General features: G+C 74.3%; 27 protein-coding genes. 8 read left to right on the top strand and 19 right to left on the bottom strand.

The genetic code is table 11. The features are described 5' to 3' along the window. Positions 1 to 352: 352 nt before the first annotated feature. Positions 353 to 1,006, bottom strand: a complete 654-nt coding sequence (locus LCD31_RS00715; RefSeq protein ID WP_184484937.1) for a response regulator transcription factor — start codon at positions 1,004 to 1,006, stop codon at positions 353 to 355. A gap of 400 nt (positions 1,007 to 1,406) precedes the next feature. Beyond that, on the bottom strand, positions 1,407 to 1,982 hold the full coding sequence (locus LCD31_RS00720; RefSeq protein ID WP_374201635.1) for a DUF3000 domain-containing protein: 576 nt from the start codon (positions 1,980 to 1,982) through the stop codon (positions 1,407 to 1,409). 216 nt (positions 1,983 to 2,198) lie between these two features. Between LCD31_RS00720 and hemE the strand changes: the two genes are divergently transcribed. From hemE to hemQ, 3 genes are read left to right on the top strand one after another with little or no spacing between them, the layout of a single operon-like run. Further along, positions 2,199 to 3,284, top strand: coding sequence for a uroporphyrinogen decarboxylase (gene hemE / locus LCD31_RS00725; RefSeq protein ID WP_224955424.1), 1,086 nt, complete (start codon positions 2,199 to 2,201; stop codon positions 3,282 to 3,284). Further along, positions 3,281 to 4,690, top strand: coding sequence for a protoporphyrinogen oxidase (gene hemG, locus LCD31_RS00730; RefSeq protein ID WP_224955425.1), 1,410 nt, complete (start codon positions 3,281 to 3,283; stop codon positions 4,688 to 4,690). The genes hemE and hemG overlap by 4 nt, the downstream gene beginning before the upstream one ends. A 26-nt stretch (positions 4,691 to 4,716) precedes the next feature. Continuing rightward, on the top strand, positions 4,717 to 5,412 hold the full coding sequence (gene hemQ, locus LCD31_RS00735) for a hydrogen peroxide-dependent heme synthase (protein ID WP_224955426.1): 696 nt from the start codon (positions 4,717 to 4,719) through the stop codon (positions 5,410 to 5,412). Positions 5,413 to 5,422: 10 nt separating this feature from the next. On the opposite strand, the gene LCD31_RS00740 is transcribed toward hemQ, so the two are convergent. After that, a complete protein-coding gene (locus LCD31_RS00740; protein WP_224955427.1) occupies positions 5,423 to 6,127 on the bottom strand; it encodes a cache domain-containing protein in 705 nt (234 codons plus the stop codon). After that, positions 6,124 to 6,885, bottom strand: a complete 762-nt coding sequence (locus tag LCD31_RS00745; protein ID WP_224955428.1) for a FadR/GntR family transcriptional regulator — start codon at positions 6,883 to 6,885, stop codon at positions 6,124 to 6,126. Before LCD31_RS00745 ends, LCD31_RS00740 begins: the two co-directional genes overlap by 4 nt. A gap of 23 nt (positions 6,886 to 6,908) precedes the next feature. Here LCD31_RS00745 and LCD31_RS00750 point away from each other — a divergent pair, with 23 nt between their 5' ends. Then, positions 6,909 to 8,066: an LLM class flavin-dependent oxidoreductase gene (locus LCD31_RS00750; RefSeq protein WP_224955429.1), complete on the top strand. Its 1,158-nt coding sequence runs from the start codon at positions 6,909 to 6,911 to the stop codon at positions 8,064 to 8,066. A gap of 40 nt (positions 8,067 to 8,106) precedes the next feature. Here the strand turns inward: LCD31_RS00750 and msrB are convergent, their stop codons facing one another. Both msrB and LCD31_RS00760 read right to left on the bottom strand, forming a co-directional pair. After that, complete coding sequence (msrB, locus tag LCD31_RS00755; protein WP_224955430.1) at positions 8,107 to 8,529, bottom strand: peptide-methionine (R)-S-oxide reductase MsrB; 423 nt, start codon at positions 8,527 to 8,529, stop codon at positions 8,107 to 8,109. A gap of 47 nt (positions 8,530 to 8,576) precedes the next feature. Continuing rightward, positions 8,577 to 8,885, bottom strand: coding sequence for a hypothetical protein (locus tag LCD31_RS00760; protein ID WP_224955431.1), 309 nt, complete (start codon positions 8,883 to 8,885; stop codon positions 8,577 to 8,579). A 66-nt stretch (positions 8,886 to 8,951) separates the two neighbouring features. Between LCD31_RS00760 and ligD the strand changes: the two genes are divergently transcribed. Further along, entirely contained in the window at positions 8,952 to 9,983 is a 1,032-nt protein-coding gene (ligD, locus tag LCD31_RS00765; RefSeq protein ID WP_224955432.1) for a non-homologous end-joining DNA ligase, read from the top strand. A gap of 429 nt (positions 9,984 to 10,412) precedes the next feature. Here ligD and LCD31_RS00770 read toward each other — a convergent pair whose 3' ends face one another. Continuing rightward, entirely contained in the window at positions 10,413 to 11,969 is a 1,557-nt protein-coding gene (locus LCD31_RS00770; RefSeq protein ID WP_224955433.1) for an alpha/beta fold hydrolase, read from the bottom strand. Positions 11,970 to 12,188: 219 nt separating this feature from the next. Between LCD31_RS00770 and LCD31_RS00775 the strand changes: the two genes are divergently transcribed. Continuing rightward, the gene (locus LCD31_RS00775; RefSeq protein ID WP_224955434.1) at positions 12,189 to 13,091 is read left to right on the top strand and encodes a DMT family transporter; all 903 of its coding nucleotides are present in this window, start codon (positions 12,189 to 12,191) and stop codon (positions 13,089 to 13,091) included. 86 nt (positions 13,092 to 13,177) lie between these two features. Here the strand turns inward: LCD31_RS00775 and LCD31_RS00780 are convergent, their stop codons facing one another. From LCD31_RS00780 to LCD31_RS00830, 11 genes are all read right to left on the bottom strand, one after another. Then, complete coding sequence (locus tag LCD31_RS00780; protein ID WP_224955435.1) at positions 13,178 to 14,284, bottom strand: ATP-dependent DNA ligase; 1,107 nt, start codon at positions 14,282 to 14,284, stop codon at positions 13,178 to 13,180. 115 nt (positions 14,285 to 14,399) lie between these two features. Then, the gene (gene amaP, locus LCD31_RS00785; protein ID WP_224955436.1) at positions 14,400 to 15,065 is read right to left on the bottom strand and encodes an alkaline shock response membrane anchor protein AmaP; all 666 of its coding nucleotides are present in this window, start codon (positions 15,063 to 15,065) and stop codon (positions 14,400 to 14,402) included. Beyond that, a complete protein-coding gene (locus LCD31_RS00790; RefSeq protein WP_224955437.1) occupies positions 15,065 to 15,580 on the bottom strand; it encodes a DUF6286 domain-containing protein in 516 nt (171 codons plus the stop codon). The genes amaP and LCD31_RS00790 overlap by 1 nt, the downstream gene beginning before the upstream one ends. A gap of 22 nt (positions 15,581 to 15,602) precedes the next feature. Continuing rightward, positions 15,603 to 16,007, bottom strand: coding sequence for an Asp23/Gls24 family envelope stress response protein (locus tag LCD31_RS00795; RefSeq protein ID WP_224955438.1), 405 nt, complete (start codon positions 16,005 to 16,007; stop codon positions 15,603 to 15,605). Further along, entirely contained in the window at positions 16,004 to 16,183 is a 180-nt protein-coding gene (locus LCD31_RS00800; protein ID WP_224955439.1) for a hypothetical protein, read from the bottom strand. The genes LCD31_RS00795 and LCD31_RS00800 overlap by 4 nt, the downstream gene beginning before the upstream one ends. A gap of 50 nt (positions 16,184 to 16,233) precedes the next feature. Beyond that, positions 16,234 to 16,536: a hypothetical protein gene (locus LCD31_RS00805; protein ID WP_224955440.1), complete on the bottom strand. Its 303-nt coding sequence runs from the start codon at positions 16,534 to 16,536 to the stop codon at positions 16,234 to 16,236. Beyond that, positions 16,533 to 16,901, bottom strand: coding sequence for a hypothetical protein (locus tag LCD31_RS00810; RefSeq protein ID WP_224955441.1), 369 nt, complete (start codon positions 16,899 to 16,901; stop codon positions 16,533 to 16,535). Before LCD31_RS00810 ends, LCD31_RS00805 begins: the two co-directional genes overlap by 4 nt. Before the next feature lie 74 nt (positions 16,902 to 16,975). Further along, on the bottom strand, positions 16,976 to 17,503 hold the full coding sequence (locus LCD31_RS00815; RefSeq protein WP_224955442.1) for an Asp23/Gls24 family envelope stress response protein: 528 nt from the start codon (positions 17,501 to 17,503) through the stop codon (positions 16,976 to 16,978). A gap of 137 nt (positions 17,504 to 17,640) precedes the next feature. Then, positions 17,641 to 18,210, bottom strand: coding sequence for a hypothetical protein (locus LCD31_RS00820; protein WP_224955443.1), 570 nt, complete (start codon positions 18,208 to 18,210; stop codon positions 17,641 to 17,643). Next, complete coding sequence (locus LCD31_RS00825) at positions 18,203 to 18,772, bottom strand: RNA polymerase sigma factor (RefSeq protein WP_224955444.1); 570 nt, start codon at positions 18,770 to 18,772, stop codon at positions 18,203 to 18,205. Before LCD31_RS00825 ends, LCD31_RS00820 begins: the two co-directional genes overlap by 8 nt. Continuing rightward, positions 18,769 to 19,491, bottom strand: a complete 723-nt coding sequence (locus LCD31_RS00830) for a pyrimidine reductase family protein (protein ID WP_224955445.1) — start codon at positions 19,489 to 19,491, stop codon at positions 18,769 to 18,771. Before LCD31_RS00830 ends, LCD31_RS00825 begins: the two co-directional genes overlap by 4 nt. A 167-nt stretch (positions 19,492 to 19,658) precedes the next feature. Here LCD31_RS00830 and zapE point away from each other — a divergent pair, with 167 nt between their 5' ends. Next, positions 19,659 to 20,687, top strand: a complete 1,029-nt coding sequence (zapE, locus tag LCD31_RS00835; RefSeq protein WP_224955446.1) for a cell division protein ZapE — start codon at positions 19,659 to 19,661, stop codon at positions 20,685 to 20,687. 4 nt (positions 20,688 to 20,691) lie between these two features. Here the strand turns inward: zapE and rocD are convergent, their stop codons facing one another. Beyond that, positions 20,692 to 21,933 (bottom strand): ornithine--oxo-acid transaminase, encoded by a 1,242-nt coding sequence (rocD, locus tag LCD31_RS00840; protein WP_224955447.1) that lies wholly within the window; start codon positions 21,931 to 21,933, stop codon positions 20,692 to 20,694. A gap of 273 nt (positions 21,934 to 22,206) precedes the next feature. Here rocD and LCD31_RS00845 point away from each other — a divergent pair, with 273 nt between their 5' ends. Then, positions 22,207 to 23,247, top strand: a complete 1,041-nt coding sequence (locus tag LCD31_RS00845) for a lactonase family protein (RefSeq protein WP_224955448.1) — start codon at positions 22,207 to 22,209, stop codon at positions 23,245 to 23,247. Positions 23,248 to 23,275: the final 28 nt, after the last annotated feature.

The raw sequence follows: 23,275 nt of genomic DNA on the forward strand, positions 1-23,275 counted from the left end.
GCCCCCGCGCCTCCCGGGCGCTGTCCCACCCGGTCGCCCGGTTGGTCTACCGGTAACCGGGCGGGGGGGGGGGCCCCCCCCGCCCCCGGCCCGCCCCCCCCCCCCGGGGGGGCCGCGCCGGTCTCCAGCGCTTCAGGAGTCTCCACCACCGGCGGGACGCCGTCAGCGGGCTCGGTGAGCAGCACCGGCTCGGGGCGGTCGGGCTCGACGGACTCGGGGCAAGCAGCTTCCACGGATATCAGACCTTACGTGTTGCGGTCCGCCCGCGGGTGCGACCAGCCCGAGGTCGTCAAGCCCGACCGGACCCGACGATCGCGGTGGGACCTCGATTCACCCGATCAGGATCATCCGGTCATCTGATCACCCCGGCCCGCATGGCCAGGGCGACCATCTGCGCCCGATCTCCGGTGCCCAACTTGCGGCCGATCCGAGACAGGTGACTCTTCACCGTGAGAGCGGAGAGGTTGAGCGCCTCACCGATCTCCTTGTTGGATCGGCCATCGGCCACCAGTTGCAGCACCTCGACCTCACGTCCGGACAGCTCCCGGGGCGTGTTGTCGGTTCCCGGGACCCGAGTGCCCGCTGCGAGCACCGGAGCCACGCTGGGATCGGCATACACGCCGCCGTCGAGCACGCGGCGCACCCCGTCGGTGACGACCATCGGCGAGGCCGACTTCAGCAGGTACGCCTGAGCGCCTGCCTGGAAGGCGGCCCGGACCGCATAGGGGTCGTCGGACGAAGCGAGCACCACGATTCGCGGCCAGCCCTGGGTACGGAGTTCCGTCACCAGGTCGATGCCGGTCCCGTCGGGGAGTCCGAGATCGAGGATCGCGAGGTCGCACGGACCGGTGGCCAGAGCGCGAGCCCTGGCCTCGGCCATCGATGCGGCCTCGTGCACCGTGCCGGCGCCCATCTGCAGCAACCGGGCGGCGATGGCCTCCCGGAGCAGCGGATGGTCGTCCACCACGAGCACCGTGAACAGCTCTTCCCGCGGGTGCGGGACCATGTTGGCCGGCAAAGCGCCGGCGGGCGTGGTTCGAGCGGCCTGACCTAAGCCGACGGCAGCCACGTCACTACCTCCCTGGAGTCGGTCGTGCCCCCCGACCGGCACCGGGACTCTCGACCAATCAGCCGCGCCACTGATCGACCGAAAGTGGTGTCGTCGGGGGCAGCGTAACCGCCCAAGCGGGTCAGCGGGACGATCAATCGGGTATCTATCCCGATCGAGTTGTCACTGCGGTTCGTTTTTGTCACTCATTTGGGTGGGTCTCGGTGTTTGGCGTAACGCCTTGGCGGGTCCGTGCGACAGACCTTGATTGCACATCGTGAGAAAGTTGCCCGGGCAACCAATTGTGCGAGGTTTTCGCGATCTCGTGAGGGGAATCCCGATCGTTAAAGATCGCGGCTCAAGCCTCTCCGCGCAGCGCCGACCGCCGGTCCAGCACCGCCACCCCGACCGGCGGCAGGCCCGCTGCGCTGGACATCAACTGGTGGAAGGCCGTCGCGTGGGCGCCCAGGTCCGCCTCCCGCGGCGTCCACGAACCCCGGAGTTCGAGGTCGTGGCTGCGCGGCGGGCCCGCGATGTCGCCGAACCGGGCCGAGGAGGTCAGCGTGACCGTCCCGCCCAGCACGTCGGCCGCGGCCCCCGACTCCTCCAGCGCGTCCGTCAGCCAGGACCAGCCGACCGCGGGCAGCAGCGGATCGGCGGCCAGCTCCGGGTCCAGCTCGGCCCGCAGGTACACCACGAGCCGCAGCGACCCCGCCCACGCCGCCGGGCGGTCCGGGTCGTGCAGCAGCACCAGGCGGGCGGTCGCCAGCTCGTCGGACGGGCCGGTGGCCTCCGCCGCCACCGCGTACGCCCACGGCGCGAGCCGCTTCGGCGGGCGGACCTCCGTCACCTCGATCTCGGCGCGCGGAGCGGGCGCGGCCAGCGCGGCCACTGCCTGCCGGAACTCCTCGGGGATCGCCGCCATCTCAGTCACGGACCGGGACTGTAGGCCGCCGGATCGGCGCGGGGTGGGCGCCACGCCGGGCGCCGCGGCCGATCGTGATCTTGCCCGCGCGTCCGGCGCCGTGAGCGTCTGCGAAGATGTCCGGAACGGCCCCGACAGGGCCGTCGGCCCGCGCCGCGGTGGCCCGCCCGACGTCCGCGGAACCGCGCCGGGCTCCGACACCTCGACCTTGTGGATGCGCCCCCGATGCCCTCACCCGCTTCGGTCTCGGCCCGCCGGGACCTCGCCGACGCCCCGCTGCTCGTGGCCGCCCGCGGCGGCGCGCCCCGGCACACGCCCGTCTGGTTCATGCGCCAAGCGGGGCGCTCGCTGCCCGAGTACCGCAAGGTCCGCGAAGGCACCCCGATGCTGCAGGCGTGCCTGACGCCGGACCTGGTCTGCGAGATCACCGCGCAGCCGGTGCGCCGCCACGGGGTGGACGCGGCCATCCTGTTCAGCGACATCGTGCTGCCGCTGTACGCCGCGGGCATCGGGCTGGACATCGTCGCGGGCACCGGACCGGTGGTGGCCGAACCGGTGCGTGACCCGGCCGCCGTCGCCGCGCTGCCGGAGCTGGACGCCGAGCAGGTCGCGCCGGTCGCGGAGGCGGTGCGGCTGCTGCTGGCCGAGCTCGGCGAGACCCCGCTGATCGGGTTCGCGGGCGCGCCGTTCACCCTCGCGTCCTACCTCGTCGAGGGCGGGCCGAGCCGCAACCACGAGCGGACCAAGGCGCTCATGCACTCCGATCCGGCCACCTGGCACGCGCTGCTGGAGAAGCTGGCCGACACGACGCTGACCTTCCTGCGCACCCAGCTCGCCGCCGGGGTGGACGCGGTGCAGCTGTTCGACTCCTGGGCGGGGGCGCTGTCGCTGCGGGACTACCGCGAGTTCGTGCTGCCGCACAGCAAGCGCATCTTCGAGGGCGTCGCCGAGGTGGCGCCGGACGTGCCGAAGATCCACTTCGGGGTGGGCACCGGCGAGCTGCTCGGCTCGATGCGCTCGGCGGGCGCCGACGTGGTCGGCGTGGACTGGCGGGTCCCGCTGGACGAGGCGGTGCGCCGGCTCCGCGCCGCGGACCCGGACCGCGAGCCGGTGGTGCAGGGCAACCTGGACCCGGCGGTGCTGTTCGCCGGGCCGGACGCGGTCCGCGCCGAGGTGAGCCGGATCCTCGCCGAGGGCCGGGAAGCCGCCGGTCACGTGTTCAACCTGGGCCACGGCGTGCTGCCCACGACCGACCCCGGGGTGCTCACCGAGGTCGTGCGGCAGGTGCACGCCGAGAGCGCCCGCTCGTGACCCGCGTCGCCGTCGTCGGCGGCGGCGTCAGCGGACTGGTGGCCGCGCACCGGCTGCGCCGCTCGCTGGGCCCGGACGCGGAGATCGTGCTGGTCGAGCAGACCGGCGCGCTGGGCGGCAAGTTGCGCTCGCTGCCGCTGGCCGGGGTGGAGCTGGACCTGGGCGCGGAGGCGTTCCTCGCCCGGCGTCCCGAAGTGCTGCGGCTCGCCGAAGAGCTCGGCCTGGCCGCGGACGTGGTGCACCCGGGTCCGGTCGCCGCGCGGGTGCGCGCGGGCGGCGCCCTGCACCCGCTGCCCGCGGGCACCGTGATGGGCGTGCCCGCCGACCCGGAGTCGGTGGCGGGCGTGCTGTCCCCGGCCGGGGTGGCCGCGGTGCGCGCCGAAGCCGACCTGCCGCCGCTGGAGCTGGGCGGTGCGGACGCCTCCGTCGGCGGGCTGCTGCGCGCCCGGGTCGGTGACGAGGTGGTGGACCGGCTGGTGGAGCCGCTGCTCGGCGGGGTGTACGCGGGCAGCGCGGACGGACTCGGCCTGCGCGCCACGATCCCGGCGCTGGCCGCCGCGCTCGACGCGGGCGCGAAGTCGATCACCGAGGCCGCCGCGGCGGCGCTGCCCGCTCCCGCGCCGGACGGGCGGAAGCGGCCGGTGTTCGGCGCGTTCCGGCACGGCTACCGCGAATTCGTCGCCGCGCTCGCCGACTCGGCGGCCGCGGAGGTGCGGCTGGGCGCTCCCGTGCGTGCCCTGCACCGCGACGGCGCCGGGTGGCGCTTGGAGATCGGTTCCGCGCCCGCACCGGACGTGCTGGCGGCCGACGCGGTGGTGCTCGCGGTGCCCGCTCCCGCCGCGCGGAAACTGCTGGCCGGGGCGTCCCCGGCCGCGGCGGAACTGCTCGGCCGGGTGGAGGTGGCGTCGATGGCCGTGTTCGGCCTCGCGCTGCCCACCGGGACCGAATTGCCCGCGGCCTCCGGCACGCTGGTCGCCCGCGGTGAGGTGCACGCCGACGGGACCCCGTTCACCGCGAAGGCGTTCACCTTCACCAGCCGCAAGTGGCCGCACCTGACCGGCACCGGCGGCGAACCGCTGGTGCGCGGCTCGGTGGGCCGCACCGGGCAGGACGAGCTGCTGCGCCGCACCGACGCGGAACTGCTGCGCGGCGTGCTCGCCGACCTGCGCGAGGTGACCGGGGTCGACGCCGAACCGGTGGACGCGGCGGTGGTGCGCTGGGGCGGCGGCCTGCCGCAGTACGGCGTGGACCACCTGGACCTGGTCGCCGGGCTGGAACGCGCCGTCGGGGAGCTCGACGGCGTGGAACTGGCGGGGGCGGCGCTGCACGGCGTCGGGGTGCCCGCGTGCGCCGCGACCGGGGAGGCGGCCGCGACCGGCATCACACGCCACCTCGCGACCGGATGACCGGGCCGTGGTGGGACGATGAGGGCATGGCGCGGCTGAACTACTCCGAACTCAACGACACCATCCGCTACACCATGTGGTCGGTCTTCCAGGTCGAACCGGGCGCGCTGCCCGAGGACCGGGAGAAGACGGCCGCGGCGACCCAGGATTACCTGGACGGCCTGGCGGATTCCGGGGTCGTGGTGCGCGGTGTCTACGACCTGGCGGGCATGCGGTCGGACGCCGACTTCATGATCTGGTGGCACGCCGAGAAGATCGAGGCCCTGCAGGAGGCCTACGCCGGTTTCCGCCGGGAGACGACGCTCGGCGAGGCCTCCGACCCGGTGTGGAGCAACGTGGCGGTGCACCGCCCGGCCGAGTTCAACAAGAGCCACCTCCCCGCCTTCATCATGGGCGAGGATCCGGGCGACTTCCTCTGCGTCTACCCGTTCGTGCGCAGCTACGACTGGTACCTGCTGCCCGACGGCGAGCGCCGCACGATGCTGAAGGACCACGGCATGGCGGCCCGCGACTACCCCGACGTGCGGGCGAACACGGTGCCCTCGTTCGGACTCGGCGACTACGAGTGGATCCTCGCGTTCGAGGCGCCGGAGCTGCACCGCATCGTCGACCTGATGTGGAAGATGCGCTACACCGAGGCCCGCAGGCACGTGCGCGAGGAGACGCCGTTCTTCACCGGCAAGCGCGTCACCCCGGCCGAGCTGCTGCCCCGCCTGCCCTGATCGGACGCCGTCACCCCGGTTCGCGGACGACGCGCCACGGCAGCCCGCCCAGCGGTGCCGCGACGCGCACCTCCCGGCCGGGGTCGGCGGCGAGCGGACCCGCGGTGACGAGGGTGCCGGGCAGCCGCAGCGGCGTGTTGGAGGCGACCACCCGGTTCGCGCCGTTGATCAGCGCCGTCGGCGGCCGCAGCGGTCCCACCCGCGCCAGCAGCGCCCGCTCGAACTCGCCGGTGCGCAGGTCGGCGGCGGCCACCCCGAGGAAGCGGTCCCCGGAGCGGACCGGCACGGCCAGCGTCACCAGGTACTCGTCGGTGCCGGCGAAGTCCACGTACGGCCCGACGACGACGCCGGCCCCGGTGTCGCGGGGCGCGGTGAACCAGGGCGCGGCGGCGTAGTCGTAGAACCCGACGCTGTCCGGGTCGTGGTCGACCTGCAGGAACCGGGGCGTGTCGGCGGGCCGGTGCTGCCACCACTCCAGCCAGTGCGCCCGGTCGGTGAGCACGTCGTCGGCGAGGATCACGCCGGTGCCCGCGAGGACCGCCGGTTCCGCGTCGAGCCGGTCGAAGATCGGCTGCCACAGCGCGGACAGGTCCTCGGTGCTCAGCGCGGGCGTGCCGTCGTGCGCGGCGCGCAGCCGTTCGCCGAGCTCGGTGCACCAGCGCGCCGCGTCGTCGAGGATCCCGCTGATGTGCGCGGCGGCCGCGTCGGCGCTCATCGCCCGCACCTCCGGTCGCCGGACCACAGCCGGAATTCGACGAGCCGCCGGATGCCGGCCCGCACGTGGTCCTCGGCGAGGGCGCGGGCCCGGTCGCCCGCGCCGGCCTCGATGGCGTCGAGGATCGCCGCGTGCTGGGCGGTCTCGGCGCCGTGCGGGATCGCCTCGGCCCACGGCAGCCAGCGCAGCGCGCCGGTCTCGGTCTGCAACGCGATCTCCTGGTGGGTGAGCCGGGAGGACTGCGCGGCGGCGGCGATCTCGATGTGCAGCCGCCCGTCGAGCCTGCGCCGGTCGGTGGTGCCGGTAGCGGCGGCGAACTCGGCGGCGAGCGCGCGCAGCGCGGTCAGCTCGTCGGCGGTGGCGCGTTCGGCGGCGAGCAGCGCGGCGGTGCCCGCGATCGCGGAGTGCTGGTCGGAGATCTCCCGCAGCGCGTGCGCGTCCAGCTCCCGCAGCCGCGCGGTGCCCGCGACCAGCAGCGGATCGGCGGGGCGCCGGATCAGCGGCCCGACCGCCGAGGTGATCACCAGGCCGTCCCCGGCGAGCCTGCCGAGCGCGTCCCGCGCCACCTCGGCCCGGCAGCCGAGCAGCGCGGCCAGCTCCGCGCCGCCGGGAACCCGCTCCCCGTCGGGGAGCAGCCCCAGCACGATGGCTTCGGCGATCCGGCCCGCCACGCCCGCCGCGTCGGCGGGCTCGGGCGTCCGCGACCACCGCCGGAGCGAACGCAGCGTCTCGTCGACGGGCACGGCACCTCCCTCCACGATGTGATGCTGAACCGTTCCACATGATCCACGACGGATTCCCGTGCACCGGCCGGATCTACCCGTCCGGCGGGTTCGGCAGGATCAGCCGGCGGCGCAGACTGCACGGGGCACCGGTCGAGGGGAGCGGGATGCGGTTCAGCTACGTGATGTTGCCCGACCACCCGGTGGCCGACTCGCTGGCGACGATCGAACTGGCCGACGAACTGGGTTTCCACGCGGCGTACGCCGCCGACGAGACCTGGCACAAGGACCTGTGGCTGCTGTTCGCCGCGGCCGCCGCGCGGACCCGCCGCATCCGGTTCGGGCCGAGCGTCTCACCGGTGACGCTGCGCGAACCGACGCTGATCGCGCAGGCCGCGGCGACCCTGGACGAGCTGACCGGCGGGCGCGCCGAGGTGGTGATCTCCAGCGGGAACTTCGGGTTGCTCGCCCAGTACGGCATCGACTGGGCGCGGACGAAGCCGCTGTCCCGGGTGCGGGAGGCGCACCACGTGATCCGCACCTTCCTGGACGAGCGGGCGATCACGTTCCAGGGCGAGTTCTTCCGCTACGACGGGCTGTTCACCTTCGCCACCCCGGTGCAGCAGCGGCTTCCGGTGCTGCTGGGCGCGATGCGCGGCCCGAAGTCCTTCCAGCTGGCGGGGGAGATCTCCGACGGCGTGCACCACGCGTTGAGCTGCACCCGCGACGCCTACGACCACCTGGTGGCGAACGTGCGGCTCGGCACGGAGCGGGCCGGGCGGGACTGGCGGCGGCTGGACATCGGCGCCTGGATCGTGTTCGCCACCGGCCCGGACGGGGCGGCGGCGAAGCGGGCGGCCCGGGCGATGATCGGCCTGTACGCCTCGGCGATGCCCGCGGAGCAGCTGCGCCGCAACGGGGTGGATCCGGCTTCGCTGGCCGAGGTCGTCGCCGCCGTCGGCGCGGGTGACCTCGCGCGGGCCTACGAACTCACCCCGCCGGAGCTCGCGGAGAAGCTGTCGGTCGCCGGGACGCCGCAGGAGTGCCTGGAGCGCATCCAGCGGGACATCGCGCCGACCGGGGTGAACCACCTGGTCCTGGCGGTCACCGATGCCGAGCTGGTCCGCGCCTTCTCCGGGGTGGACGTGCCGGGAGTGCCGAGCGCGGCCGATCAGCTGCGGCTCATCGCCGAGCACCTGATGCCCGCGTTCGGCTGACCCGGCCGCGGCTCCCGCGGCGCTCGGGCGGTGTGGCCGGTCAGCTCTCCGGGACGTGCCGCAGTGCGATCGAGTTGATGCAGTAGCGCTGGTCGGTGGGGGTGTCGTAGCCCTCGCCCTCGAACAGGTGACCCAGGTGGCTCAGGCAGCTCGCGCACAGCACTTCGACGCGGACCATGCCGAGCGAGCGGTCCTCGCGCAGGATCACCGCGTCGGAGTCGCGGGCGTCGAAGAACGACGGCCAGCCGCAGTGCGACTCGAACTTCTCGGTGCTGCGGAACAGCTCCGCCCCGCAGGCGCGGCAGTCGTACGCGCCGACCGACTTGGTCTCGGTGTACTCGCCCGTCCACGGAGCTTCGGTGGCGGCCTGCCGCAGCACCGCGTACTCCTGCGGGCCGAGCTGCTCCCGCCATTCCTGGTCGGACTTCACGACTTTGGGGGTGGCACCCACGACCGGATCCATGCGTCCACGCTAACCCTTCGCAAGATCGAGTGCCCGCGTGCTCCCGCTCACCCGCCGAGGAAGGCGCCGAGCATGAAGACCACCGCGTTCCACACGGTGACGCCGACGCCGAGCAGGATCAGCAGCACGACGAACACCACCACGACGCGCCGGTGCCCCTGCGTCCGGTTCGCGCAGCGGGCGAAGTCGTCGACGCCGATGAGCATGCCTTCGACGGTGGCCTTCGAACCGGGGCGTTCCATCCGGTCCAGGTGTTCGGCGAAGGCCCGCGCCTCCGGGTCGTGCGGGTCCAGCCCGACGAGGTCGTCGGCGAACCGGTCCCGCGGGGCGTCGGGGTCGTGGCCTGCTGGCGCCATGGCCCCACGGTAGCCCGCGGACGGCGGTCGCAGGCAGTCCCGGAGCCGCCGACCTACGCTGCGCGGATGGCGGAGGCAGCGCGGGAACTGGACGTCGCGGGCAGGGCGGTGCGGCTGTCGCACCCGGACAAGGTGTACTTCCCGGAGCGCGGGTTCACCAAGCTCCAGGTCGCCGAGTACTACCTGGCGGTCGCCGAACCGCTGCTGCGGGCGGTGGGGGATCGGCCCACGACGTTGAAGCGGTTCCCCGGCGGGGTCGGGTCCGAGCCGTTCTACGCGAAGCGGGTGCCGAAGGGCGCCCCCGAGTGGGTGCGGTCGGTGCGGGTGACGTTCCCGTCGGGGCGCACCGCGGACAGCGTGCTGCCGACCGAGCCCGCGGTGCTGGTGTGGGCGGCGGGGCTGGGCACCCTGGACTTCCACCCGTGGCCGGTGCGCTCGGCGGACGTGGAGCACCCCGACGAGCTGCGCATCGATCTGGATCCGCAGCCCGGCACCGGATATCCGGAGGCCGTGGCGGTGGCGCAGGTGCTGCGGGAGGTGCTGGCGGAGGCCGGCCTCACCGGCTTCCCGAAGACCTCCGGTGGCCGCGGGGTGCACGTGCTGGTGCGCGTCGAGCCGCGCTGGGACTTCATCGAGGTGCGGCGCGCGGTGATCGCGCTGGCCCGCGAGGTGCAGCGCCGCATCCCCGAGCAGGCGACCGTCGCCTGGTGGAAGGAGGACCGCGGAAGGCGGGTCTTCCTCGACTTCAACCAGGCCGCGCGGGACCGCACCGTCGCCTCGTCGTGGTCGATCCGCGGCACCTCGCGCGCCACCGTGTCGATGCCGCTGACCTGGGAGCAGCTGCCGGACGCGGAACCGGACGACTTCGACCTGGGCACGGTTCCCGGTCTGCTGGCCGAACGCGGCGACCCGCACCGCGGGCTGGACGACTCGTCCGGCGAGCTGGACCTCGCCCTGGACTGGTTCGAACGGGACCGCGGCGACCGCGGCCTCGGCGAACTCCCCTACCCGCCCGACCACCCCAAGATGCCCGGCGAACCCACCCGCTCCCGCAAGGCGTCCCTGGAAGCGCGGCGCGGCGACGAGAGCGCCGGGTGAGCGCTCCCGCCGGCGACGTCCGGCGCGCTCGCGACGCCGGTCGGACGCCGCGGGAGCGCGATGCGCGGCCTTCCCGGAACGGGCGACACCGGGACGAGGGGCCGCGCGCTGGTCACCGAGCGGGACGGTGACGGATTGCAATGGGTGCATGTCGCCTGTTCAGCAGGTCGGCGGACGGCCGATCCCTCGCTCGGCGGTGTCACCCGCGGTGTTCGGGCGCGCATGCTCGCTACCGCTGGTGCTCAAGCACGTGAGGAGAACGCCATGGTTCCCACCGAGAACGAGACGACCCCGCAGGCCAGCGGCGGTTGCAGCTGCTGCGCGAGTTGCAGCGGTCCTTCCTGCGGGTGTTGCTCGGGCTGCTGATCGCACGCACCGGGTTCCGGGGGCAGCGGACTCCGCACCCCCGGAACCCGCGCGCACGGGTGATCAGGCGGGGCAGGCCTTGCCCTCGGCGGGCAGGGCGCCCTGCACGAGGAACCGGCTCACCGCGTCGGTCACGCAGTCCGAGCGGCCGATCGCGCCGTGCCCGGTGCCCTGCCAGTTGACCGCGACGCCCGTCGGCAGCTGCTCCGCCAGGTGCTTGCTGCCCTGCGCCGGCACCAGCGGATCGTTCTCGGTGGTCACCACGGGGATCGGCGGCAGGCCCGGCGCGGACGGCGGCGGCGGTTCCTCCTGCGGTTCCGGCCACTGCGCGCACCAGGCGAGGCGCTGCGCGAACAGGCCGCCGAACAGCGTGTTCGTCCCCGTCCACTCGGTCGCCACGTGCACGAGCCGCTCGGCGGGCAGCCGCAGCCTGGTGTCGTTGCAACTGGTGATCAGGTCGCCGTCGAGCCGCGCGGGATCGGCCCCGGTCTCCCGCACCAGCGGGGCGGCGAGCGCGCTGATCCGCGCCCCGTCCCCGGAGTTCGCCGCGGCCAGCGCCGATGCCAGCCGCGGCCAGCGCTCCGGTTCGCCCAGGCCGTGCAGCAGCACCCGCACGATCTTGCCCGCGCTCACCGGCCCGTCGGCGGCAGGCAGTGACGTCGCCCGCGTCCGCTGCACCAGTTCCTGCACGGTGCGGCGCGGATCGGGACCCAGCGGGCAGGAACCCCGGGCGGCGCAGTCGGCGGCGAACGCGTCGAAGGTCTGCTCCGCGCCCTGCGCCTGCGCCCCGGCGACGGCCATCGCGTCCAGCTGCGGGTCCAGCCCGCCGTCGAACACCATCCGGCCAACCGAATCCGGGTAGCGCTGCGCGTAGGTGGTGAGCACCCGGGTCGCCTCGCCGATCCCGACGGCGTGCAGCTTCGGCACGTCGAGCTCCAGCCGCAGCTCCTCCAGGTCCGCCGCGGTGCGCCACGAGTCGTAGGCCTGCAACCGGTCGTCCAGGTCCAGCAGGCACTCCTGGCTGGACACCCGCACCGAGGTCAGCAGCCGGTCCAGCGACGCCCGGTCGGTGGCCTGCGGGTCGAAGCCGATGATGTTCTCCCGCTGCGTCGGCGGCATGCAGTCCGCCGGATCCGACTGGCCGGTGCCGCGCCGGTCCATGCCGATGATCCGGAACGTGCGCAGCACCTCCGGCGGCAGCTTCAGCGCCAGCCGCGCGGCCACCGAGGTGCCCGGCTCGCCGTGCACGTCGCCCAGCACCACCAGCGGGACGCCGCCGGTGCCGGTGCTCAGCAGCGCCGCGCGGGTCGTGCCCTCGGCGGGCGCCTCCGGCGAGTCCAACGTGGTCAGCAGCTGCGAGCAGGAGAACGACGGGCCGGTCGCGGGCAACGCCAGCTCCTCGCGGGTCTCCCCGGTGCAGTCCGCCCAGTTCAGCGCGCTGCCCGCGGACGGGCCGAGCCCCGGCAGCGGTGCCGGTCCGGGTGGCGCGGGGGCGGGCGCCACCGGCTGTTCGGCGTCCCGGTAGGCGACGGCGGGCCGCTGCGACGGACCCGCGGAGCACCCCGCCACCAGCGCGGTGAGCAGCAGCAGAGCACCGATGCGGTGGCTGGTGCGCGGCACGACTGCTCCTCTGCGTGGTCGGGATCTGCGCTGAGCATCGCATGATCGGCGTGAGCACCGGGTGAGGGGGAGCGGTGCGTGCCTCGTCGCAATCCGGTTGGGCGCGCCCGCCGCGGCGGCTACGGTTCGCCGGGCACTCGGGCCGGACGTGCGCGCCGCCCCGGTGCCGGGTACAGCGGAGCGGAACGGGTGGTCGACCCGGGATCAGGAGGAGCAGGCGTGGTCGCGGTCAACATGGACGGTGCGTCGTCGCGCGGGCGGCCCCTCCGATCCGGGGTGCAACCGGCGTTGGCCCGCGGGTTCGGCGCCGTCCCGCCGCCGGTGCTGGTGCTGCTGGGCGTGATCAGCCTCCAGGTCGGGGCCGCGTTCGCCAAGCAGCTGTTCGCGCTCGCCGGGGCGTCCGGGGTGGTCACGCTGCGGCTGCTGTTCGCCGCGCTGGTGCTGGTGGTCGTGTGGCGGCCGTCGGTGCGGCTGGACCGCACGACGCTGCTCGTGGTCGTCGGGTACGGCTCGGTGCTGGCGGGGATGAACATCTGCCTGTACCAGGCGATCGACCGGATCCCGCTGGGCGTGGCGGTGACCATCGAATTCCTGGGGCCGCTGGGCGTGGCCGTGTTCGGGTCGAAGCGGAAGCTGGACCTGCTGTGGGCGGTGCTCGCCGGGCTCGGCGTGCTGTTGCTGTCCCGGGTGGACGGTGGCCTGGACCTGGTGGGCGTCGGGTTCGCGCTCGCCGCGGCGGTGTTGTGGGCCTCCTACATCCTGGTCGGTGCGAAGCTGGGCAGCCGCACCAGCGGCGGCTCCGGGCTGGCCCTGGGCATGGCGGTCGGTGCGCTGGTGGCGCTGCCGTTCGGCATCTCCGGGGCGGGGGCGCAGCTGCTGTCCCCGGCGGTGCTGGTGGCGGGGCTCGTGGTGGCGCTGATGTCGTCGGTGGTGCCGTACTCGCTGGAGCTGGAGGCGCTGCGGCGGATGCCGCCCCGCGTGTTCGGCGTGCTGATGAGCCTGGAACCGGCGGTGGCCGCGTTGGCGGGCTTGCTGGTGCTGCACGAGGCGCTGGGCGTGCTGCAGTGGGTCGCGATCGGTTGCGTCGTGCTCGCCTCGATCGGTGCCACCCGGAGCACGTGAACCGGGCGCGGTCCAGCTGCCGCACCGCGTTCACCTGCGGATCTCACGCCGGGCAGGCCCAAGATCGACTGCTAGTAGCGAGTGGATCACGGTCGCCGATGATCAGCCGCTTCGCCGCGGAGGACGGCGTCCAGGTCGTAGCGCGCGGGCTCGTCGAGCTGGTCGTAGCGGCAGGATTCCGGCGCGCGATCCGGGCGCCACCGCACGAACTGCGCGGTGTGCCGGAACCGCGCGGGCACGGCGCCTTCGGTGTGGTCGTAGGCGACCTCGGCCACCCGTTCCGGACGCAGCGGTTGCCACGGCTGCACCGTGCTGCGCCAGCGGTTGACCGACCCGGGAAGCCGCCGCCCGTCGTCGACGTGCTCGCCGAGCCACGGGTGCTCCGCGTCGGTGCGCAGCGGCGCCAGCTCGGCCGCGAGTTCGCGGCGCCGTTCCGCGGAGAACGCCCCGGCGACGCCCACGTGGTGCAGCACGTCCCGGTCGTCGTGCAGGCCGAGCAGCAGCGAACCGACGGCGGTGCCCGGCTCGGTGCCGGTGTGCCAGCGCAGCCCGGCGACCACGCAGTCCGCGGTGCGCGTGTGCTTGATCTTGAGCATGGTCCGCTTGCCCGGCGCGTAGGGCCCGTCGGCGTCCTTGCCGATCACGCCGTCCAGGCCCGCGCCCTCGAACAGCCGGAACCATGCGGCGGCGGTGGCCGGATCCGTCGTCAGCGGGGTGGTGCGCAGGCCGGGGCCGGTCACCCCGAGCTCTTCCAGCCGCCGCCTGCGCGCGGTGAACGGTTCGCCACGCAGGTCCGCGTCGTCGAGGGCGAGCAGGTCGAACGCGATGAACAGCGCCGGGGTGCGTTCGGCGAGCTCGCGCACCCGGCTGGCGGCGGGGTGGATGCGTTCGGACAGCGCGTCCCAGTCCAGCCGCTGCCCGTCCGAGTCCGTGCGGACCACCACGAGTTCGCCGTCCAGCGCCGCGGGCCGGCGCAGCCGTCCGGCGGCGTCCAGCACCTCGGGGAAGTAGCGGTTCAGCGGTTTGCCGGTGCGGGACTGCAGCACCACAGGTTCGGCGGCGCCCGGGTCGGCGAACACCAGGCAGCGGAAGCCGTCCCACTTCGGTTCGAAGCAGAGCCCCGGCCGGTCCGGGATGCCGTCCACCGGGGCGGCCAGCATCGGCTTCAACGGCGGTTGCACGCTCAACGCCACCTGGACCTCCCGCAGCTCGGAGCCCGAGTATGTCGCTCGGTGCCGCCGCGGGCCCGACGTGCCGATGGCCCGCCCACCCGGTTGGACGGGCGGACGGGCCATCGACGTCGTCGGTTCAGCGGACGCGTTGCCGGGCGGCGCGGTCCAGCTGGAGCCGGATGGCGGTCGGCAACGCCTCCACATCGAGCGCCTGGCGGGCGCGGGCGAGGACCTTCGCGTCCAGCTCCTCCCACACGTGCCGCACGTTCGTGCCCTCCTGGAGCGCGAGGGTGAGCCGCACGTTGGGCCGCTGGTCGGTGCCCGCCATCCGCACCCGCGCGCGGGTCACACCGGTGACGCTCTCCGCGTCGGCGCGCACCGCCTCGGTCAGCGCGTGCGAGGTGATGGTCGCCGAGCTCTCCGCGTCCCCGTGCAGCCGCAGGTCGGGACGGCCTTCGGGGCGCAGCGCGCGCAGCAGCCACCACAACCCGAGCAGGGCCAGCACGACACCCACCACGATCGCGACGCCGCAGGCCAGCGGCCGGTTGCCGCCGACCCACTGGGTGAGCAGCGGGTCCAGCACGGGCCGCTGCGCGCGGAACCGGCCGAGCCAACCGGCGCCGACGACCAGCGCCAGCGCCCCGGCGAGCAGCAGCACCAGCCCGAGCACGCCGAGCAGCCAGCGTTCGAAGCCGAGCGACCGGCCGACGGCGGTGCGGCTCGGGCGCGCGGGCGCCTTGCGGGCGGTGGAGCCGTTCCCGGAGCCCCCGGTGGGGCGGGTCGTGGTGTCCTGGGTCGACATCACCGCTCCTTCGCGGGGGAGACCGACACCGACACCCGGGGCCGGCGTTGCAACGGCAGGTCTTCGACGGCGGCGGCGGCCTTCTTCGACACCCGGTCGCGCAGGTCGCCGACGCTGCGGAACCGGCCGCGGGCCTTCACCTTCACCTTCCGGCGGTCGGCGGTGACGGTGGCGGCGGCGACCCCGTCCTCGGCGCGGACCTGGTGGCCGACCAGGCGGGCCAGCGAGCGCGGGTCGGTGGTGACGGTGACCTCGGGGGCGGGGTCCGCCAGCCGCACCTCCTTGCGCCCGGCGCGGGACGCGGCCAGCAGCAGGATCAAGCCGACGAGCACGGCAGCGGCGGCCACCAGGCGCACCGGCAGGTCCTGCCAGCTCAGGTCGCGCATCGAGGACCCGGCGTCGGACCAGGGCACGAGCACGCCGCGGCCGCCCGGGTTCGCCCAGGCGCCGATGGCCTCCACCACCAGCAGGACCCCGGCGGCGAGGGCGATCAACCCGGCCGCGGCGGTGATCAAACGGACTAGGGCACGCACGGGCTCACTCCACTCGGTCTCGTTTCGGGGCGGGCACCAGGGCGGACACGGTGACCTCCACCGCGGTCACCCGGCAACCGGCCTGCCGGGACAGCTCCTCGCGGACGCGTTCCCGCACCTCGCGCACCGCGTCGCGCACCGGGGCGGGGTAGCGCAGCGCCAGGTCGAGCCGGACCCGCAGCTCGCGGTCCGGGCCGGTGAGCCGGGCGCTGGAACCCTGGGTGCCGACGCCCACGCCGACGATGCGGCGCGGCGCGCGGGTGGTGCCGGAGACGCAGTCCGCGGCGTGTTCGGCGATCTTGCGCAGCACCGCTCGGTCGATGTCCAGCGAGCCGCGTTCGGCGGGGTCGCCCGCCGCGGAGGTCCGTTCGGTCGCGGCTTCGGCCCGCTCGGTGGCGGGGGCGCTCATCGGTCCTTGCCCCGGCCCAGGAAGTCGCCGATCTCCAGCTCGCCGTCCAGCACGCGGCCGACGATCAGGCCGATGGCACCGATCACCAGGGCGATGAGGAAACCGGTGAAGCCCCCGGCTGCGGCGGCGACACCGAGGAGGAGCCCGGCGAACAGGCCGGTCTGCGTTGCGTTCATCGTGGGAGAAACCTTCCTGACTGGGAGACCGTGCGTCGGCTGTTGAACGGTCACCGGACCCGGCTGCGGCGCTTCCGCAGCCGCCACGCCCGCACCCGGCGCAGCACGCCGCCGAGTCCGCGCGGGTCGGCGACCACGACCACCGGTGCGTCGTAGCGGTCCGGCGGCCGGTTGCGGGGTTCGCCGCGTTCGGGACGGGAGAGCGCGGGTTTCCGGTCGGCCGCGTCGCGGCGGGCCCGCAGTTCCGCGAGGCCCGCCACGAACGCCTCGTGATCACCGCCCACATCGGGGTGGTGCGCGCGGACGAACGCGCGCAGGCGGACCCGCGCGTCGTCGTCCGGCGAGCCCGTCATCGCGGTGCCGCCTCGTCCTGGCCGGGGGCATCGGCCTCGTCCGAGGTGATCACGTCGACGACGGTGATGTCGACCGGCGCCGGGCCGGTCACGGCGAGCACGCGTTGGCGCAGCGCGGCCACGATCCCCGGCAGCGGCTCGGTCAGCCGCAGCACCACGCCGACCTCGACGGGTTCGCCGGGCTCGCCGACGCGGACGCCGGTGACCTGCCTGCCGGGCAGGTAGGCGGCGATGGTGCCGTACGCGCCGCCGTGCAACCGGGTGACGGACGGGTGCGCGAGCACCGCCCGAGCGACCCGGTCGGCGAGCTGCTCCTCGACTTCGGGATCGTCCCGGCCGTGGTCACCGGGCGCGGATTCGGTCATGTCGGTGTCCTTCGAGAGCGGGCCGGGATGGGAGCGCGTGGCCCCGGTCGGGGCAGCCGGGACCACGCGCCGTCTCACTCCACGCGGGAGGAGGCGGGGGTGCTGCCACCGTTGCCGCCGTCCTCGTCGTCCTCGGAGGGCAGGTGGATGTCGTTCACGGAGATGTTGACCTCGATGACCTCGAGGCCGGTCATCCGCTCGACACCGTTGATGACGTTGCGCCGCACCGCGCGGGCCAGCTCGACGATGGAGGCGCCGTACTCGACGACGATGTCCAGGTCGATCGCGGCCTGCTTCTCGCCGACCTCGACGGTCACGCCCTGCGTGGTCGTGGTGCCGCTGCCGCCGGGGATGCGCTCGCGGATGGCGCCGAAGGCGCGGGAGACGCCGCCGCCCATGGCGTGCACGCCGGAGATCTCGCGGGCGGCGATGCCGGCGATCTTCTGCACCACGGAGGCGGCGATCGTCGTCTTGCCCTGCGAGGTGTCGTCGGCGAGCCGGGCCGGGGTGGCGCTGCCGCTGGTGCTCAGGCCCTTGCCGCCGGTCGTGGACCCGCTCTGGGTCTCGGTGCTCTGGGCGGAGGTACCACTCGACTGGGCCATGAAAGGGCTCCTTCCCCTGAAGATCTCGTTGTCGCCCTGGGCGTCGCAGTCGCCTGCGATCTCCGGGACTGCAAGATCCGATGCGAGTGATCCCGGAACATCGCGGGGCTGCGACCTAGGTCACATGAATGAGCTAATCACGAGCCCTGCGGGGGCGCGACATCGGCGACCCGCACCCACACCGACGGGGCCGCCGCGCCGAGGTGCTCCCGCAGCGCGCGCCCCAGATCATCCTGCAACCGGGCGGTCAGCGCAGGGGCAGGCACGCCGTAGCCGATCACGACGTCCACCCGCACTTCGCGCACGTCGCCGGTGCAGGACAGCAGCCGCACCTCCGGCACGTCGGCGAGCAGCTCCGCGCTGAGCCTGCGGGCCAGCACCAGGGTGGCCTGCGCGGAGATCCGCAGCGTGCCGAACTCCTGGGCGACCTCGGCCGGTTCGCCGCCTGCGGCGGCGCGGGCGCCGCGGACCGTGAGCAGCGCGCGGGACACCAGTCCCTCCGGCGGTTCGACGGCGAGTTCGGCGGCGCGGCGCACCGGTTCCCAGCCGGTGGGCGCCAGCTCGGCGAGCGCGGCCCGGCAGTGCGGGCAGGTGCGCACGTGCGCACCGAAGTCCTCCGGCGCTTCCCCGGCGAGGTGGTCGAGGAGCTCGCCGATGGTGCGGCCGCAGGGCAGCGCGTGCTCGGGGTCGAGGGGAGCTTCACCCACGGTGCATCTCCTTCAACCTCGACAGCAGGGTCAGCCGCGCCCGGTGCAGCCTCGATCGCAACGCGGCGACGTTCACCTCTAGCACCTCTGCGATCTCTTCGTAGGACATCCCCTCGAATTCGCGCAGCACCAGCGGCACTCGCTGGGAGGGTTCCAGGGTGGCGATGGCGCGGTGCACCAGGTCGGCCTCCTCGGCGCGCACCGCGTGTCCCTCGGGGTTGCCGGAGTCGTGGTCGGAGACGAGGTGGTCCATCGAGTCGTCGCTGACGTCCAGGGCCACCGTGTTCTTGCGCCGCCGCACCTGGCCGAGCGCCGCGTTGGTCACCACCCGGTACAGCCAGGTGGTGGGCGCGGACTCGCCGCGGAACCGGGCCAGCGAGCGCCACGCCGAGACCCACGCGTCCTGCACGGCGTCCTCGGCTTCGGCCTGGTCGTTGAGGATCCGGTACGCGACCCGGTACATCGATCGGGTGTGCCTGCGGACGAGTTCGTCGAAGGCCACCCCGTCGCCGCGCTGGGCGGCTGCCATCAGGTCCGCGTCGCTGTCGCCCCGCCCGGTCACGCCCGAAGTCTCCCGTACCGCAGCAGCAGCAGCGATTCCTCCGCCCGCAGCACCGACAGCAGCCGCATCCGGTGCGGGTCGGGGAGGCCGGGTCCGGCGGCGATGCGCCCGGCCCCGCCCCCCGCGAGCAGCGGCGAGACGGTCAGGCACAGCTCGTCGACGAGGTCCGCGGCGAGCAGGTCGCCGAACAGGTGCGGTCCGCCTTCGCAGCCGATCCGCAGCAGCCCGCGCGCGGCGAGCTCGGTGAGCGCGGCGGTCAGGTCCACGGTGCGGTCCCCGGCGACCACGACGTCGGCGCCCGCGTCGGCCAGCGCGATCCGGCGCGCCTCCGGGGCCGACGCGCAGGTGAGCACGATCGGCGGCACCACGGTGTCGGTGAGCAGCGGCGAGTCCGGCTCCAGCGAGCAGCGGGCGGTGACGACCGCGATCGGCGGTACTTCGGAGAGCCCGAACCGGGCGCGGCGGTCCGCGTCCACCTCGTGGCGCTGCACCCCGTGGTAGCCCTCGGTGAGCGCGGTGCCCGCGCCGACGAGGACCACGTCGGACAGGTCGCGGATCAGCGCCAGCGCCAGCTGGTCGGCGGGGGAGGACAGGCCGCGGGAGCTGCCGCGCACGCTCACCGCCCCGTCGAGGCTGGACACGAAGTTCGTGCGCAGCCAGGGACGGGCCAGGTCGGCGGGGAAGTCGTAGAACGCTTCGATCTCCGGCGTCACCTCCACCGGAGCCGCAGCACCGGGAGGATCGCCGTCTGAGGGCCACAACCTGTGCACCCGTCCATCCCAGCACGACGCGCGCGGTGCGCGCGGGCAGGGCCGGTGTTCGCCCGGGCGCCGCGGGTGATGACTGCCACCGGCTACGGCGGGAACAGCGGTTATAGAGTCGGCGCATGACCGCCGCGCGCCTCACCGACCGCCGACCCGAGCTCAGCCCGGCCGACATGGTCGACGCGATGACTCCGCCCCCGCGGTTCGACGAGGCCCGGTTCGAGACCTACGTGCCGAACCCGGACGAGCCGAGCCAGGCCGCCGCCGTCGAGTCCTGCCGCGCGTTCGCCGAGCGGGCGTCGGCCGCGGGCGGGAGCGGCGGTTCGTGGTGGCGTTCGCTGTTCGGCGGCGGCCGCGCCCCGGTGGGCAAGCCCGGCCTGTACCTGGACGGCGGCTTCGGCGTCGGCAAGACCCACCTGCTGGCCTCGCTGTGGCACGCCGTTCCCGGGCCGAAGTCGTACGGCACGTTCGTCGAGGTGACGAACCTCGTCGGCGCGCTCGGGTTCAACGAGACGGTGCGCAGGCTCTCCGAGCACCGGTTGCTGGCGATCGACGAGTTCGAGCTGGACGATCCGGGCGACACGATGCTGGTCACCCAGCTGATCGCGAAGCTCACCGACGCGGGCGTGCACATCGCGGCGACGTCGAACACGCTGCCCGGCAAGCTCGGCGAGGGCCGGTTCGCCGCGGTGGACTTCCTGCGCGAGATCCACGCGATGTCGGAGCGCTTCGACGTGCTGCGGGTGGACGGCCCCGACTACCGGCACCGCGGCCTGCCCGACCCGCCAGAACCGGTGGACGACGCGGAGCTCACCGCGGAGGCCGAGTCGATGCCCGGTGCCACGCTGGACGACTTCGACGCGCTGTGCGAGCACCTCGGCTCGGTGCACCCGTCGAAGTACGGGCGGCTCGTGGCGGACGTCAGCGCGGTGCACCTGCGCGGGTTGCACGCGGCGCCGAACCAGAACGTGGGCCTGCGGCTGGTGGCGTTCGCCGACCGGCTCTACGACCGGGCGGTGCCGGTGCGGGTGTCGGGGGCGCCGCTCTCGGAGCTGTTCACCGAGGAGATGCTCCGCGGCGGCTACCGCAAGAAGTACCTCCGCGCCCTGTCCCGCCTCACCGCCCTGTCCCGGGACGCCGTCAAATCCTGACGGGTCAGCGGGCGAGGACGTCGGTGATGGCGTCGATGCCCTGGTCCAGCTCCTCGCGGGTGATGGTGAGCGGGGGTGCGACGCGCAGCGTGGTGTCCTGGGTCTCCTTGCACAGCACGCCGTTCGCGGCGAGCCGTTCGCTGACCTGGCGGCCGGTGGGCCCGCCGGGGGAGATCTCCACCCCGGCCCACAGCCCGCGCCCGCGGACCTCGGCGGCGCCGCGGCCGACGAGCTCGCCGAGCCGCGCGTGCAGGTGTGCGCCGAGCTCCCGGGACCGCGCCTGGTACTCGCCGGTCGCCAGCATCCGCACCACTTCGAGACCGACGGCGCAGGCCAGCGGGTTCCCGCCGAACGTGGAGCCGTGCTCGCCGGGCCGCAGCACGCCCAGCACCTCGCGGCTGCCGACGACCGCGGAGACCGGCAGGATGCCGCCGCCGAGCGCCTTGCCGAGCGTGTACAGGTCGGCGCGCACCCCGTCGTGGTCGCAGGCCAGCAGTTCGCCGGTGCGGGCCAGGCCGGACTGGATCTCGTCGGCGACGAGCAGCACCCCGTGCTCGTCGCACAGCTCCCGCAGCCTGCGCAGGTAGCCGGCGGGCGGCACCACGACGCCCGCTTCGCCCTGCACCGGTTCGACGAGCACCGCCGCGGTGCGCTCGGTGATCGCCGCCGCGACCGCGTCCGCATCGCCGTAGGGGGTGATGGTGAACCCGGGCGTGAACGGCCCGAACCCGGCGCGCGCGGTGTCGTCGGTGGAGAACGACACGATCGTGGTGGTGCGGCCGTGGAAGTTGGACCCGGCGACGACGATCTCCGCGCGGTCCGCGGGCACCCCCTTGACCTGGTAGGCCCACTTCCGGGCGAGCTTGATGGCGGATTCGACGGCTTCGGCGCCGGAGTTCATCAGCAGCACCTGCTCGGTGCCGGTGAGCTCGGCCAGCTCGCGGCAGAACGGGCCGAACCGGTCGTGGTGGAACGCCCGGCTGGTCAGCGTGACGCGGCCCAGCTGCTCGGTGGCGGCGGCGACCAGCCGCGGATGCCGGTGCCCGAAGTTCAGCGCCGAGTACCCGGCGAGGAAGTCCAGGTGGCGGCGACCGTCCACATCGGTCATCCACGCCCCGTCCGCTTCGGCGATCACGACGGGCAGCGGGTGGTAGTTGTGCGCGCTGTAGGTCTCGTCCAGGCGCAGGTATTCGGCGGAACGGGTGGTCCCGGCCGGGCGCGTCGTCGCGGTCGAAGCGGAGGTCATGCTGCTCAGGCTAAGCGGCCCGCGCCTTCGTTTCAGCCGTGAGCTGTTGCTTCTTTCGGCGGATCGTTGCGCGATCCGATCTTCGAACGCAACGTTCCGCCTACACGGGCTCGGGACGGCCGGGGCTGTCCGCGGGCCGCCGCGCGCGCTACCGTCGGCGAGGTTCGGATGAACGGCGCGTGCGCCACCGGTGACTCGGCGTGCCCGGCGGGAGGTCGCTCCCGGAGCCGGGCGCGCGCGCCGTGCAGGTCGAGGTCGGGTGGAGGTCGCTTCATGTCCGAGGACGCGCAGTACCGGGTGTACCTGGGGGCCTACACGGGCCCGGAATCGGCGGCGAACGGAATCCGGCTCGCGTTCGCCGACGACGCGGGTCGGCTGCGCTGCACCGACACCGTCGCCGACTCCTACGACCCGTCGTTCCTGGCGCTGTCCCCGGACGGCGGGACGTTGTTCGCGGTGAACGAGGTGGCGCGCGGCCGGGTGGTGTCGTTCCAGGTGGGGCCGGACGGCGGGCTCACCGAGATCAACTCGCAGCCCACGCACGGGTCGGCGCCGTGCCACTTGAGCGTGCACCCCGGCGGACGGTTCCTGCTCACGGCGAACTACCTGTCCGGCAACGTCGTCGTGCACCCGATCGGCGAGGGCGGGGTGCTGCGGGAGGCGTGCCACGTGGTGGACCACTCCGGCCAGGGCCCGGACAAGGACCGGCAGGAGGGGCCGCACGCGCACCAGATCGTGCCGTCCCCGGACGGCCGCTTCGCGCTGGCCGCCGACCTGGGCACCGACTCGGTGTACGTGTACGCGTTCGACGGGGACACCGGGCACCTGGTGCTCAAGCACGAGGTCGGCTGGGAGCCGGGGACGGGTCCGCGGCACCTGGCGTTCCACCCGGACGGCGAGCGCGGCTACCTGGTGGGGGAGCTGACCTCGACGATCACCGAGTTCACCTTCGACGCGGGGACCGGTGAGGTGCGGCCGGGCCGCGTGCTGCCGCTGCTGCCCGCGGATTTCACCGGGCGGAGCCTGGCCGCGGAGGTGGTGGTGTCGCCGGACGGGCGGTTCGTGTTCGCCTCGAACCGGGGGCACGACAGCATCGCGGTGTTCTCCGCCGAGGGGTTCGCGCAGCTGGGCGTGGTGCCTGCGGGGGTGCGCGGGCCGCGGCACGTCGCGCTGTCCCCGCGCGGGGACGTGCTGTACGCGGCGGGGGAGCTCAGCGACACCGTGCAGGCGTTCGCGGTCGCCGCGGACGGCGCGCTCACCCCGATCGGCGATCCCGTGCCGTCCCCGTCGCCGGTGTGCCTCCTGCCCGCCTGAGCCGCCGGGGGACCGGGCCGGTCGCTCG

This window comes from Saccharopolyspora sp. 6M (assembly GCF_020176775.1).
GTDB classification, from domain to species: Bacteria; Actinomycetota; Actinomycetes; order Mycobacteriales; family Pseudonocardiaceae; genus Saccharopolyspora_C; species Saccharopolyspora_C gregorii.